Annotated in this window: 14 protein-coding genes; 6 read left to right on the forward strand and 8 right to left on the reverse strand. The window is 73.0% G+C overall.

The genetic code is table 11. From position 1 onward, the window contains the following. Position 1: 1 nt before the first annotated feature. Together aat and AC3ANM_RS02860 are read right to left on the reverse strand one after the other, a co-directional pair. Positions 2 to 676 carry a leucyl/phenylalanyl-tRNA--protein transferase gene (aat, locus tag AC3ANM_RS02855; RefSeq protein ID WP_488286631.1) on the reverse strand — a complete coding sequence of 225 codons (675 nt, stop codon included), beginning with the start codon at positions 674 to 676 and terminating at the stop codon, positions 2 to 4. Positions 677 to 732: 56 nt separating this feature from the next. Beyond that, positions 733 to 1,719 (reverse strand): carbohydrate kinase family protein, encoded by a 987-nt coding sequence (locus tag AC3ANM_RS02860; RefSeq protein ID WP_488286632.1) that lies wholly within the window; start codon positions 1,717 to 1,719, stop codon positions 733 to 735. Positions 1,720 to 1,926: 207 nt separating this feature from the next. Here AC3ANM_RS02860 and AC3ANM_RS02865 point away from each other — a divergent pair, with 207 nt between their 5' ends. Further along, positions 1,927 to 2,124: a hypothetical protein gene (locus tag AC3ANM_RS02865; protein WP_488286633.1), complete on the forward strand. Its 198-nt coding sequence runs from the start codon at positions 1,927 to 1,929 to the stop codon at positions 2,122 to 2,124. A 223-nt stretch (positions 2,125 to 2,347) separates the two neighbouring features. Here AC3ANM_RS02865 and AC3ANM_RS02870 read toward each other — a convergent pair whose 3' ends face one another. The 4 genes from AC3ANM_RS02870 to AC3ANM_RS02885 all read right to left on the reverse strand — a co-directional run bounded on the left by AC3ANM_RS02870 (position 2,348) and on the right by AC3ANM_RS02885 (position 6,187). Beyond that, positions 2,348 to 2,728 (reverse strand): HesB/IscA family protein, encoded by a 381-nt coding sequence (locus tag AC3ANM_RS02870; RefSeq protein ID WP_488286634.1) that lies wholly within the window; start codon positions 2,726 to 2,728, stop codon positions 2,348 to 2,350. Positions 2,729 to 2,823: 95 nt separating this feature from the next. Further along, complete coding sequence (locus AC3ANM_RS02875; protein WP_488286635.1) at positions 2,824 to 3,990, reverse strand: glycerate kinase family protein; 1,167 nt, start codon at positions 3,988 to 3,990, stop codon at positions 2,824 to 2,826. A gap of 4 nt (positions 3,991 to 3,994) precedes the next feature. Next, positions 3,995 to 5,128 carry a low temperature requirement protein A gene (locus tag AC3ANM_RS02880; protein ID WP_488286636.1) on the reverse strand — a complete coding sequence of 378 codons (1,134 nt, stop codon included), beginning with the start codon at positions 5,126 to 5,128 and terminating at the stop codon, positions 3,995 to 3,997. A 309-nt stretch (positions 5,129 to 5,437) separates the two neighbouring features. After that, complete coding sequence (locus AC3ANM_RS02885; RefSeq protein ID WP_488286637.1) at positions 5,438 to 6,187, reverse strand: maleylpyruvate isomerase family mycothiol-dependent enzyme; 750 nt, start codon at positions 6,185 to 6,187, stop codon at positions 5,438 to 5,440. Between the two features lie 67 nt (positions 6,188 to 6,254). Between AC3ANM_RS02885 and AC3ANM_RS02890 the strand changes: the two genes are divergently transcribed. Both AC3ANM_RS02890 and AC3ANM_RS02895 read left to right on the forward strand, forming a co-directional pair. After that, entirely contained in the window at positions 6,255 to 6,554 is a 300-nt protein-coding gene (locus tag AC3ANM_RS02890) for a DUF2087 domain-containing protein (RefSeq protein WP_488286638.1), read from the forward strand. 60 nt (positions 6,555 to 6,614) lie between these two features. Further along, positions 6,615 to 7,514 carry an LLM class flavin-dependent oxidoreductase gene (locus tag AC3ANM_RS02895; RefSeq protein WP_488286639.1) on the forward strand — a complete coding sequence of 300 codons (900 nt, stop codon included), beginning with the start codon at positions 6,615 to 6,617 and terminating at the stop codon, positions 7,512 to 7,514. Positions 7,515 to 7,547: 33 nt separating this feature from the next. On the opposite strand, the gene glgA is transcribed toward AC3ANM_RS02895, so the two are convergent. Continuing rightward, positions 7,548 to 8,747 (reverse strand): glycogen synthase, encoded by a 1,200-nt coding sequence (gene glgA, locus AC3ANM_RS02900; protein ID WP_488286640.1) that lies wholly within the window; start codon positions 8,745 to 8,747, stop codon positions 7,548 to 7,550. A 61-nt stretch (positions 8,748 to 8,808) separates the two neighbouring features. On the opposite strand from glgA, the gene glgC reads away from it, so the two are divergent. The 3 genes from glgC to serB are packed head-to-tail and all read left to right on the forward strand — an operon-like array spanning position 8,809 to position 12,165. Beyond that, a complete protein-coding gene (gene glgC / locus AC3ANM_RS02905) occupies positions 8,809 to 10,062 on the forward strand; it encodes a glucose-1-phosphate adenylyltransferase (RefSeq protein ID WP_488286641.1) in 1,254 nt (417 codons plus the stop codon). Then, on the forward strand, positions 10,059 to 10,907 hold the full coding sequence (locus AC3ANM_RS02910; protein ID WP_488286642.1) for an LLM class F420-dependent oxidoreductase: 849 nt from the start codon (positions 10,059 to 10,061) through the stop codon (positions 10,905 to 10,907). Before glgC ends, AC3ANM_RS02910 begins: the two co-directional genes overlap by 4 nt. Before the next feature lie 22 nt (positions 10,908 to 10,929). Further along, entirely contained in the window at positions 10,930 to 12,165 is a 1,236-nt protein-coding gene (serB, locus tag AC3ANM_RS02915; protein WP_488286643.1) for a phosphoserine phosphatase SerB, read from the forward strand. On the opposite strand, the gene AC3ANM_RS02920 is transcribed toward serB, so the two are convergent. Then, positions 12,162 to 12,959 (reverse strand): nucleotidyltransferase domain-containing protein, encoded by a 798-nt coding sequence (locus AC3ANM_RS02920; RefSeq protein WP_488286644.1) that lies wholly within the window; start codon positions 12,957 to 12,959, stop codon positions 12,162 to 12,164. The two genes, serB and AC3ANM_RS02920, sit on opposite strands and share 4 nt — an antisense overlap. Positions 12,960 to 12,999 lie beyond the last annotated feature (40 nt).

Here is a 12,999-nt window from a genome sequence, read left to right on the forward strand (position 1 = left end):
GCTAGGCGAACGCGCCGGGCAGCGGCAGCGGCAGCGCGCGTTCGAGCAGCGCCAGGTAGTCCTCGCGGGAGACCTCGCTGACGCCCAGGGACTGCAGGTGCGGGGTGGCCCACTGCACGTCGATGACGCGGCACGGGTCGCCGTCGGCGAAGACCCGCTCGGCGAGGCCGACGAGGGCCACCTTGGAGGCGTCGGTGGCCCGGTGGAACATCGACTCCCCGGCGAAGAGGCCGCCGATGGCCAGGCCGTAGAGGCCGCCGACGAGCTCGCCGTCCAGCCACGTCTCGACCGAGTGCGCCCAGCCGAGCTCGTGCAGCCGCGTGTAGGCGCGGGTGATCGTCGGGGTGATCCAGCGGCCGTCGCGCGAGGGGTCGGCGCACGCGGCCATCACGTCGGCGAACGCCGTGTCGACGCGGACCTCGAAGCGACGGCAGGACTTGCCCAGGGACCGGCTGACCTTCAGGTGCCCCGGCAGCAGCACCCCCCGCGGGTCGGGCGACCACCAGCCGATCGGGCCCCGGCCGTGGTGGCCCAGGCCCATCGGGAACAGGCCGCCCCGGTAGGCCTTGAGCAGCGTCCCCGGCGCGAGGTCGGCGCCGACCCCGACGAGGTCCTCCTCGGGCTGGGCCTGCTGGAGGTCGAGCTGCCAGCGGGAGGGGTCGGGCTCGACCGGCATGGCGTCAGCCTAGGACGGGGCGGGGTGTGGTGAGGGCCTGGCGCGCGGGCGGCGGGTCAGGGACGCGGGCAGACCAGGTGCGGCTCGACCTCGGCGGCGGCGTCGGCGCCGTAGGCCTCGGTGAACCGCTCGAGGAAGCGGGCCCGGCCCAGCTCGTACTCCTGGGTGCCGACCGTCTCGATGACGTAGGTCGCCAGCATCGAGCCGAGCTCGGCGCAGCGGCGGTGGCCCAGACCCCAGCCCAGGCCGGTGAGGAAGCCGGCGCGGAAGGCGTCGCCGACGCCGGTCGGGTCGGCCTTGCGGACCTCGCGCGCCACGTGGACCTCGATCGGCTCCTCGCCGGCGGTCTCGACGATGACGCCGTCCTTGCCCTTGGTCGTCACCCGCGTCGTGACGCGCTCGGCGATCTCGCCTGCGCTCCAGCCGGTCTTCTTCTCGGTGAGCGCGGCCTCGTACTCGTTGGTGAACAGGTAGGCGGCGCCGTCGATCAGCGAGCGGATCGAGTCGCCCTCCATCCAGGCCAGCTGCTGGGAGGGGTCCGCGGCGAAGGCCAGGCCGCGGGTACGGCACTCGGCGGTGTGCCGCAGCATCGCCTCGGGGTCGTTCGGGCCGATGAGGACCAGGTCCAGGCCGCCCATGCGGTGGTGGATCGGGCCGAGCTCGATCTCGCGGGCCTCGCTCATCGCGCCGGCGTAGAAGGTCGCGATCTGGGCCATGTCGGAGTCGGTGGTGCACACGAAGCGGGCCGTGTGGTGCACCTCGGAGACGTGGACCGAGTCGCAGTCGACGCCGTGGCGCTCCAGCCAGGACCGGTAGTCGACGAAGTCCTCGCCGACGGCCCCGACGAGCACCGGCTGCTGGCCGAGGTTGGCCATGCCGAAGGCGATGTTGGCCGCCACGCCCCCACGCCGGACCTGCAGGTCCTCGGCGAGGAACGACACGGAGATCTTGTCGAGCTGCTCGACCACGAGGGAGTCGGCGAAGCGCCCCTCGAAGGTCATGAGGTGGTCGGTGGCGATGGACCCGGTGACAGCGATACGCACCCCGGCAACCTACCTGCTGGCGGGGCCGGCGTCGTCCGCCGCCCACCCGCCGGGGACCTCGTGCCCGGGCCGGAAGCCGCCCCACACCGCCCCGCAACCTCCCGGAACCGCCCCGGAACCGCCCCGGGCGCGGGAAATCCGGTTACCCGTGGGTGTTACCGCTTGGTACCGGTGTGTCCGTCCCCCGGCGCGTCCTAGCGTGGAGGCATGACGGTTCCTGCGCACCACCCCGGCCCCCGCGAGGGCTTCGACGAGGGCAACGTCGCCGAGATGGCGGAGGAGTCCCGCGAGGTCCCGCTCGACGTCGTCGAGCGCCGCCCCTGGGGCCTGCCGGCCCACCCCGACATCACCGTCCCCGACGACGCATCCGCCCTGGTCGAGGGCTACGAGGGCTACGGCTCCTGAGAGCCCGCCCCGGCCGCCGCTCCCCCTCCTTCACCCACCGAACGCACCAACTCCGTCGCTCCGGGCCCGTTATCGGGACGGAACGACGGAGTTCGTGCGTTCGGTCGCGTCCCCCACGCGGCTCGCGACGGTGAGGCGGGCCCGGGACGCCCGTGGCCGGCATACCTGCGCAGTGCAGGTATGCCGGCCACGGTCACTTCTGAGGGCGGTGCGCCCCCGCGGCTCAGCTGAAGGAGTCGCCGCAGGCGCAGGAGCTGCCCGCGTTGGGGTTGTCGATGGTGAAGCCCTGCTTCTCGATGGTGTCGGCGAAGTCGATCGTCGCGCCCTCGAGGTAGGGGGCGCTCATCCGGTCGACGACGACCTCGACACCGTCGAAGTCGCGCAGCAGGTCACCGTCGAGGGTGCGCTCGTCGAAGTAGAGCTGGTAGATCAGGCCCGAGCAGCCGCCGGGCTGCACGCCCACGCGCAGCCGCAGGTCGTCACGACCCTCCTGCTCGAGCAGGCTCTTGACCTTGGCGGCGGCGACATCGGTCAGCAGCACACCGTGCGTGGCCTCGGCCTCGGTCGCGGTGGTCTGGGCCTGCGTGTCGTCCTGAACACTCATGAGACGCGTCCTTCATGTCGTCGGTCGTGGGTCGGTCCAGCAGTGCCAACCCCCGAGGAGCGGGAAGTGTTCCCGGCCGTCCAAGCGTACGTCGTCTACCCCCGGCGCGGGGACCAGGTGCCCGCCACGCGAGCCGCCCGGGCGGCGAGGGTGCCGGCGGGGTCGGCCAGCGCGGCCGTGACCTGGTCGGGCCGCTCCGCCACGGCGTAGGTGCCGCTGATGCCCAGCGCCATGGACTCCCGGCGCCCGACGAGGGCCTGCCCCGCAACGACGACGGTGGGGACGGCGGCGGCCAGGGCCTGCTCGGCCACGCCGGCCACGACCTTGCCGCGCAGGCTCTGCCAGTCGAAGGTCCCCTCTCCCGTGACGACCAGGTCGGCGCCACGCAGGCGGTCGGCGAAGCCCACCGCCGCCAGCACCGCCGCCACCCCGCTCACGCGCCGGCCGCCGAGCAGCATCAGCCCGTAGCCCAGCCCCCCGGCGGCACCCGCGCCGGGCTCGCGGTCCAGCCTCAGGGCGGTGCCGGAGATCAGGTCGCGTCGTGGCGGCAGCGCCCGTGCGACGACCTCGGTGAACCGGCCCAGCGCGGCCTCGAGCTGCTGGGCCATCTCGGGGGTGGCGCCCTTCTGCGGGGCGAACACCGCACTCGCGCCGTGGAACCCCAGCAGCGGCACGTCGACGTCGGTGGCGAGGACCAGGTCGACGCCCTCGAAGCGGCGCCGGGTCCCGGCGAGGTCGTCCAGGACGGTGTCGTCGGCGTCGGCGAGGGCCAGACCACCGGCGGCGAGCCGGTCGGCCGTCCCGGCGCCGAGCGCGGCGAGCATCCCCGCCCCGGCGTCGTTGGTGCCGCTGCCGCCGAGCCCGACCACCACCCGGGTGGCCCCCTCGGCGAGGGCGGCCTCGAGGAGCTGCCCCACGCCATACGTGCTGGTGACCGACGGGTCTCGCTCGCCCTCGGCGAGCAGGTGCAGGCCACAGGCCTGCGCCGACTCCAGGTATGCCGTGCGGCCGGCCTCCTCGTCCACCACCAGGATCGCGGCGGGCACGTCGCGGCCGAGCGGGTCCTGCACGGTCACGGCGACGGTGGTCCCGCCCAGCGCCCTTTGCAGCACGTCGAGGAAGCCCGGGCCGCCGTCGGACAGCGGCAGCAAGGACAGCTCGTCGTCGGGGGCGCTGCGGCGCCAGCCCTCGGCGATGGCCTCGGCGGCCTGGCCGGCGCTCAGCGTGCCGGTGAAGCAGTCGGGGGCGATGAGGACGCGCACGCGGTCATCGTGTCAGGGCGGCGGCGCTGCGACGGGAGCGGGCCACCGCGAGGACGACCACCACGGCGACGAGCGCCACGAGCTGGGCCATGCCGCTGACCAGGATGCCGGCGAGGGCGGTCAGCAGGGCGGCGCCGGCGGCGACGACGGCGTCGGTCCCGGGCCCCAGGCCCAGCGGGCGCAGGTAGACCAGGAGGCCGAGACAGGCCAGCGCGGACCCGACCGCGAAGGTGACTGCCCGGACCACGGCGAGCGTGTGGGACGGGGCGTGGACGACCTCGTGGAGGCCGGCCGCCACCAGGACGAGTCCGGCGATGAGGACGAGGACGCTGATCGAGTACGACCACAGGGCCAGCCGGGTCATCCGCTCCGGCGGGGCCTGCTCCAGGGCGCGGACGCCCCGCTCGTCGTCCCCCACGGCGAAGTAGACCCACCACAGGCTGGAGATCAGGGCCATCGCGGCGAGGACGGCCAGCAGCACGGCGGGGTGGACGAGCTCACCCTGGGCGGAGACCCCGGTGGCGATGATCGTCTCGCCGAGGGCGATGATCACCAGCAGCCGGTGGCGCTCGGCGAAGTGCTCGGCCCGGAGGGTGAACCCGGTCTCGCGCTGGGTGGCGACCGAGGCGAGCAGCACGACCGCCGCGAGCACCCAGCAGACCCAGCGCAGCTGCTCCGGGACCAGCGCGGCCACCACCAGCAACAGGGCGGCGCCGAGGTTGACCGGCAGGATGCGCACGATGGCCCGCGCCGATCCGCCCAGGCTGGAGCGCGCGAAGGACGCGCCGTGGACGAGGACGACCACGAGGTAGGCCAGCGCGAACAGCAGCGCCCCGTCGCCGAAGGCGTCCGGCACCTGGATCGCCATCACGAGAAAGCCGGTCATCGCCAGCAGCATCGGCAGCCTGGTCGAGGTCGTTGTCGGGGAGACGTTGTTGGCCAGCCAGGCGTAGCCGTCGTACATCCACCAGGTCACGAGCAGCACCCCGGCCGCGTGCAGGTAGCCGGTCGCCCCGTGGCTGGTCAGCACCAGAGTCGTCAGCTGGGTGACCGAGAAGACGAACACGAGGTCGAAGTAGAGCTCGAGCATGGTGACCGGCTCGTCGTCGCCGGGTGCCGTGACGGCCTTGAAGCCCATGTCGGCACTGTATTTCGGACGCCCCTCCCGCGGCGGATGTGGCGCGCCCCCGGTGCAAGTGGTGCTGCTCCCCTGCGCAGGTGGTGCAGCTTCCCCCGCGCAGGTGGTGCTGCTCCCCCGCGATCCGGGCTCTTCCCCGACAGGTCCACGCGCCCCCGCGGGCCGGGGGCTTCGCTGCTTGGGCCCGTTATCCGGCGCAGGTGCCGCCGGCGAGTGCACACTCGACCGAGGTCGCGGCCCTTTCAGCGCGTCTTCCTGCCACAACCGCCGCGATGTCGGTCGAGCGATCCCGCGGCCCGGGCGAGTCGCTCAGGGGGTGAGCTCGGCGGCGAGCAGCCGGGACGCCGCCTGCTCGTCCCCCGCCACCTCGAACCGGTCGCGCGGCGCGCGGTTCCACAGCGCCAGACAGGTGTATGCCGCCGGGCCGGTGATGGTGGCCACCGCACCTTCACTGCCGGGCCGGGTCACGAGCTGACCGTCGACGAGCTGCACCGTCCACGCCCGACCGGCGTCCGGGCAGACGAACGCCACCGGCTCGGGCACCGGCAGGACCTGCTCGGCGGGACGCCTGCGGTGGCGCACCAGCGTGCGGGGCATCAGCACCGTCAGCACCTCGTCCACCCCGTCGGCGGCCAGAGCCGTGGACACGCCGTCGATCCCGCCGTCGTGGAGGCGGCCTGCTGCCTGCTCGACGTCGACCCGGTGGATGGTCGTCTCGTGGACCTGGCGGCGATGCCAGAACGCCGCGGTCTGGTTGCCCTCCTCGAACGTCCACGCCGGATGGGACGGGTCCACCTGCTCGAGGGCAGCGAGCAGCGTCGCCGCGCACCCGGCATACCACTCGGGCAGGGACTGGCCGCGGCGCGGGCGGCTCGGGTGCTCCCACCCCGGGAACCGGGTCGACTCCAGGCAGCGCGCCGCCCACAGGTGGACGCCGCCGAGGTGGTCGGCGACGTCCTCGACGGTCCAGCCGCCGCAGGCGGGCGCGATGGCGCCGGGGTCCGCTGTCTCCAGGGCTCGCCGCATGCGGAGGGTGGCGTCGCGAAGGGCTTCCAGCATGCCCGGAACCTAGTGGAGACAAGTTTTTCGGGCGACGCGGCGCTCGGCCGCTGCTAGCGTCCGGCTCATGGAGCACCCCATGTTGTCCGAGGCGCTGGCCCAGCAGGATGCGGTGCTGCGGGCCTTCGTGGACGCCGACGGCAGGGTCGCGCAGATGCCGGCGAAACGGATCAAGCGGCTCGCGCTGCTCGACCACGTGGCCGGGTCGTTCGAGGTGGGCCGCAAGTACACCGAGAAGGAGGTCACGGGGATCCTCAAGCGGATCCACCACGACCACGCGGCGCTGCGCCGCTATCTCGTCGACGAGGGCTTCCTGACCCGTGACCACGGCGTCTACTGGCGCAGCGGCGGCACCGTCGACATCTGAGGTGGGTGCCGACCCCGCCTCGACGCACTAGCATCGCGACCATCCGCACCGGAGGCCGCGATGCCTGAGCTGCGCTTCTGCCTCTACCAGTACCAGCACCTCCCCCTCGACGAGCTGCGCACGCGGTGGGTCCGCGCCGAGTCCATGGGCTTCGACGTGCTGTGGAACGTCGACACCGTGGTCGAGCCCGACACCCCCGGGCGACCGATCCACGACGGCCCGGCGACGCTGACGCTGATGGCCCTGTCGACCTCCTCGATCCGCGTGGGGACGCTGGTGTCGAGCCTGTACTTCCGCAGCCCGGCGACCCTGGCCAAGGCCACGGTGACCCTCGACCACCTCTCGGGCGGCCGCGTCGAGCTGGCGCTGGGCGTGGGTGACCCCTCGGCCGGTGGCGCGGCCGCGGGCATCGACTGGAGCGTGGGGGAACGCGTCTCCCGGTTCGCGGAGCTCGTCGAGCTGACCGACCTGCTCCTGCGACAGGACCGCACCACCTACGACGGTCGGTACTACCGGTGCACGGACCTCGAGGCCGTCCCCACGCCCGTGCAGAAGCCACGACCACCGCTCACCATCGCGGCACACGGGCCGCGGATGCTCGCCATCACGGCGCAGTACGCCGACACGTGGAGCTCATGGGGTGGCTACGGCGTCCGGACCGAGGCGGACTTCCACCGGCTCACGCGCGAACGAGCCGCCCTCCTCGACGACCTGTGCGCCGAGCGGGGCCGCGACCCGCGGAGCATCCGCCGCTCCCTCGTGTGCTTCCCACCGCTTGCCCCGTGGACCTCGGTGGCGGCCTTCAGGGAGATGGTCGAGCGCTACCGGGAGATCGGCATCGACGAGTTCGTCCTCTACTGGCCCCGCACCTGGAACCCGGACGCCCGGCACGAGGACGACGTCTTCGAGCAGGTGATGGCCGAGGTCGTGCCCGGGCTGCGGACCGCCGCCGGGGCTTGAGGGCCGGCCGCCGCCCGGGCCTGTGGTCCGGCGTCAGCGCAGGACGGACTCGTAGACGGCCAGGGTCTGGTCGCCGATCGAGGCCCACGAGAAGTGCTCGACGGCACGCCGGCGCCCGGCCCGGCCGAACGCCCGTGCCCGCTCCGGGTCCGAGACGGCCTCGGTGAGCGCCGCTCCGAGGTCGGCGACGAAGCGGTCCGGGTCCACCGGCGTGCCGCTGCCGTCGGAGACCTGCTCGATCGGCACGAGCCAGCCGGTCTCGCCGTCGACGACGACCTCGGGGATGCCGCCGGTCGCCGTGGCGACCACCGCCGCCTCGCAGGCCATCGCCTCGAGGTTGACGATGCCCAGCGGCTCGTAGACCGACGGGCAGGCGAAGACCGTCGCCACGCTGAGCAGGGCGATGACCTCGGCGCGCGGGAGCATCTCGGCGATCATCACCACGCCCTGGCGGGTGCGGCGCAGCTCCTCGAGCAGGTCCTCGACCTCGCGCTGGATCTCGGGGGTGTCCGGCGCCCCGGCGCAGAGCACCAGCTGGACCTCCGACGGCAGCGCCGCGGCGGCGCGCAGCAGGTAGGGCAGGCCCTTCTGCCGGGTGATCCGGCCGACGAAGACCACGGACGGCTTGTCCGGGTCGACCCCGTGCTTGCGCACGACGTCGCGGGCGAGGTCGGTGTCGTCGCGCTTCCACAGCTGTGCGTCGATGCCGTTGTGCACGACGTGGACCTGGGCCGGGTCGATCGAGGGGTAGCTCTTGAGGATGTCGGCGCGCATCCCGGCGCTGACCGCGACCACGGCCGCAGCCCCCTCGAAGGCGGTCTTCTCCGCCCAGGAGGACACGGCATACCCTCCCCCGAGCTGCTCGGCCTTCCACGGCCGTAACGGCTCCAGGCTGTGCGCGGTCACGACGTGCGGCGCCCCGACGAGCAGCGAGGCCAGGTGGCCGGCCATGTTGGCGTACCACGTGTGCGAGTGGACCAGGTCGGCGCCGACGCAGTCGCTGGCCATCGTCAGGTCGACCCCGAGGGTGCGCATCGCGGCGTTGGCGCCACCGAGCTCGGAGAGGTCGGCGTAGCCGAACGTGCCGGCCTCGTCACGCGGCGGGCCGAAGCAGCGCACCTGGACGTCGAGGTCGCCGCGGGAGCGCAGCGCCCGGACCAGCTCGGCCACGTGGACCCCCGCGCCCCCGTAGATCTGCGGCGGGTACTCCTTGCTGAGGATGTCGACTCGCACGGCCTCAACGTAGTCCCGGGACGGGGTCGCCGCGAGGGCCCGCTCGCCGTATGGTCGGCCCATGGCGAAGCGGTCGGGTCACCCCAAGGTCCTTGTGATCGTCCTGGCTGGCGGGGAGGGCAAGCGGCTGATGCCGTTGACGGCCGACCGTGCCAAGCCCGCCGTGCCGTTCGGCGGCATCTACCGGCTGATCGACTTCGCGCTGTCCAACGTCGTGAACAGCGGCTACCTCAAGATCGTCGTGCTGACGCAGTACAAGTCGCACAGCCTCGACCGGCACATCACCAAGACGTGGCGCATGTCCAACCTGCTGGGCAACTACGTCACCCCCGTGCCGGCGCAGCAGCGCCTCGGCAAGCAGTGGTTCCTCGGCAGCGCCGACGCCATCTACCAGTCCCTGAACCTCGTCCACGACGAGCAGCCGGACATCGTGGTGGTGGTCGGCGCCGACCACGTCTACCGCATGGACTTCAGCCACATGGTCGAGCAGCACATCGAGACCGGCGCGGGCGTCACCGTGGCCGCGATCCGCCAGCCGCTGGCCCTGGCCGACCAGTTCGGCGTCATCGAGGTCGACGCCGCCGACCCGCGCCGGATCCAGGCCTTCCGGGAGAAGCCGACCGACGCCCGCGGCCTGCCCGACTCCCCCGACGAGGTCCTCGCCTCGATGGGTAACTACGTCTTCAACGCCGACGTCCTCATCGACGCCGTCACCCGCGACGCCGAGCGCGAGGGCAGCAAGCGCGACATGGGCGGCGACATCGTGCCGGACTTCGTCAACAAGGGCACCGGCTTCGTCTACGACTTCAAGGACAACCCGATCCCGGGCTCCACCCCGCGTGACCACGGCTACTGGCGCGACGTCGGGACGATCGACTCCTACTACGAGGCGCACATGGACCTCGTCTCGATCCACCCGGTGTTCAACCTCTACAACTACGAGTGGCCGATCTTCACCGACTACGGCCCGTTCCCCCCGGCGAAGTTCGTCCACGGCTCCAAGGGCCGCGTCGGCGAGGCCGTGCAGTCGGCCGTCTCCCCCGGCGTCGTCGTCTCCGGCGCCAAGGTCGTCAACTCGGTCCTGTCCCCCCAGGTCCACGTCCACAGCTACGCCACGATCACCGACAGCGTCCTGCTCGACGGGGTCGAGGTCCACCGAAACGCCACCATCCGCAGAGCCATCATCGACAAGTTCGTCGTCGTCCCCGAGGGCGTCAGCATCGGCGTCGACCACGACGAGGACCGCCGACGCGGCTTCGTCGTGACCGAGTCCGGCATCGTCGTCGTCGGCAAGTACCAGGAGATCAAGCCTTGAGCGAGCCCGTCACCACCACGTCCGTCTCCGCCAACGACCCGCGCCCGGCCCGGGTCGGGGTGCAGCTGCAGCCACAGCACGCCGACTACGCCGAGATCCGCCGCGCGGTCGCCGAGGCCGAGGAGATCGGCGCCGACGTGGTCTTCAACTGGGACCACTTCTACCCCTTGTACGGCGACTCCGAAGGCAAGCACTTCGAGTGCTGGACGATGCTCGCCGCGTGGGCCGAGGCCACCGAGCGCGTCGAGATCGGCGCGCTGGTCACCTGCAACTCCTACCGCAACCCCCAGCTGCTGGCCGACATGGCCCGCACCGTCGACCACGTCAGCGACGGCCGGCTCATCCTGGGCATCGGCTCGGGGTGGTTCGAGAAGGACTACGACGAGTACGGCTACGAGTTCGGCACCGCCGGGGGCCGCCTCGACGCCCTCGACCGCGACCTGCCGCTGATCAAGGGGCGCTGGGCCAGGCTGAACCCGGCCCCCACCCGCGACATCCCGGTGCTCATCGGCGGCGGCGGCGAGCGCAAGACGCTGCGCATCGTGGCCGAGCAGGCCGACATCTGGCACGGGTTCGGCAACGCCGCGGCCATCGCGCACAAGCACGAGGTCCTCGACCAGTGGTGCGACAAGGCCGGCCGCGACCCGCTCGCCATCGAGCGGTCCGCCGGCGTCTCACCCAAGCCGGGTCGCCACCCCGAGGACGTCGATGACTACGCGGCGGGAGCCGAGGCCCTGTATGCCGTGGGCACGCGCCTGTTCACGGTCGGGATCGGGGGTCCGCGCTACGACCTGGCGCCGTTGCGCGACCTGGTCGCATGGCGAGACCAGAAGAATGCAGGCTGAGACGCGTCGATAGCCTTGGCCGGTGTCCGACACCCCGCCCGCGAGCGCGCCCAGCACCCTGCTCGTCACCGTCTCCGGTGACGACCGCCCGGGTGTCACCAGTGCCCTGTTCGACGCCATCGCCGACGTGGGCGCCGAGGTGCTCGACCTCGAGCAGGTGGTCGTCCGCGGGCACCTGACCCTGGCGCTGCTGCTCTCGGCCGGGCAGCGCGACGAGCGGCTGCGCTCGGTCGTCACCGCCGTCGCCGCCGAGCTCGGCATGCACGTCACGGTCGAGGGCGGCGTCGGCGACAACGCCCCGCGCAAGGGCGGCCGGGCCGCCGTCGTCGTGCTCGGGGCCCCGCTGCTGGCCAGTGCCGTGGCCGCCGTGACGGCCCGCATCGCCGCGCACGGGGCGAACATCGACCGGATCCGCCGCCTCTCGCGCTACCCCGTCACGACCGTGGAGTTCGACATCTCCGGGGCAGACGTCGCCGCCCTGCGCCGCGAGCTGGCCATCGAGGCCGCCGTGCGCGGGGTCGACATCGCCGTCTCCCCGAGCGGGCTGGCCCGCCGGGGCCGGCGCCTGGTCGTCATGGACGTCGACTCCACCCTCATCCAGGACGAGGTCATCGAGCTCCTCGCCGCCCACGCCGGGCGCGAGCAGGAGGTCGCCGAGGTCACGGCCGCGGCCATGCGCGGCGAGCTCGACTTCGCCGAGAGTCTGCGCGCCCGCGTCGAGGCCCTGGCCGGGCTGCCCGAGAGCGTCCTGGGCGAGGTGCGCGCTGCCGTCCGGCTCACCGCCGGGGCCCGCACCCTGGTCCGCACCCTGAAGCGGCTCGGCTTCACCGTCGCGGTCGTCTCCGGCGGCTTCATCGAGGTGGTCGGCCCCCTCGCCGAGGAGCTCGGCATCGACCACGCCGAGGCCAACCGGCTCGAGGTCGAGGACGGTGTCCTCACCGGCAAGGTCGTCGGCGAGATCGTCGACCGCGAGGGCAAGGCACGGGCGCTGCGGCGCTTCGCCGAGCAGGCCGGGCTGCCGCTCTCGCGCACCGTGGCCATCGGCGACGGCGCCAACGACCTGGACATGCTCGCCACCGCCGGGCTCGGGATCGCCTTCAACGCCAAGCCGATCGTGCGCGAGCAGGCCGACACCGCGGTCAACGTGCCCTACCTCGACGCCGTGCTCTACCTGCTCGGGATCACCCGCGAGGAGATCGAGGACGCCGACGAGGCCGACGGCTTCGCCACCCCCGCCCCGGCCCTGCCGGGTCGCTAGGCCAGCAGCTCGACGACCGGGGCCGGGTCGGGCGTCACCCGCGCGGAGTCGATGACCGCCCGGGCCATCCCCACGACCCCGGCGGCATCGCCGGCGGCGAAGGACACGTCCTCCCCGGCCCGCGCGCGCAGGCACCGGGTGATCAGGTCGGACCAGTCGGGGAACTGCTCCAGCGCGTACTGCCCTGCGGCGGTCTTGGACACGACGTGTCCCGTGGTCAGCAGCACGTGCAGCCGCGCCACGCCCAGCACCGTCCAGACCGCGGTGGCCTGCACCGCCCCCGGTGCCGCCAGATCCGATGGCGTGGCCGCCTCGACCTCGTCCACCAGCGGGGTCCAGTAGTCCTCGAGGTTGCGCCGGGTGAAGGCCACGAGCCGGTCGTGGTCGTCGTCGACGACGAGCCCGGGGCACTCCCGCACCGGCACGGCATACCGCGCCATCTCCGACCAGGTGACCGGCGAGAGGTGGGCACGCACCGGCCCCTCACGCCACTGCCCGTCGAGCGTGCCCGGGGCGGTGGTCACCGCCCCCGGGTCGGCCGCCAGGTCCGCGGCCGTCAGATAGACGACGTCGTATGCCGGTGGGCCGGCGATGCGGTCGTGGATCGCCTTGAGCGACAACGGGTCTGCGGGCTGGGCAGCCAGGACGACCACCGCGTCGACGTCGCTGGTGTGCGGGTGGAAGTCGCCGGCGGCGACCGAGCCGGTGAGGTAGAGCCCGACACAGGCGTCGGGCAGCGCCTCGTCCAGGGCTCGCAGGTGCTCGGAGGTCAGGGCCGCGACGACGGGGTGCATCCCGCCAGCCAAGCGCATGGTGGGCCGGGACGCCTGCCGG

Source organism: Oryzihumus sp. JJN4-3R, from assembly GCF_057747915.1.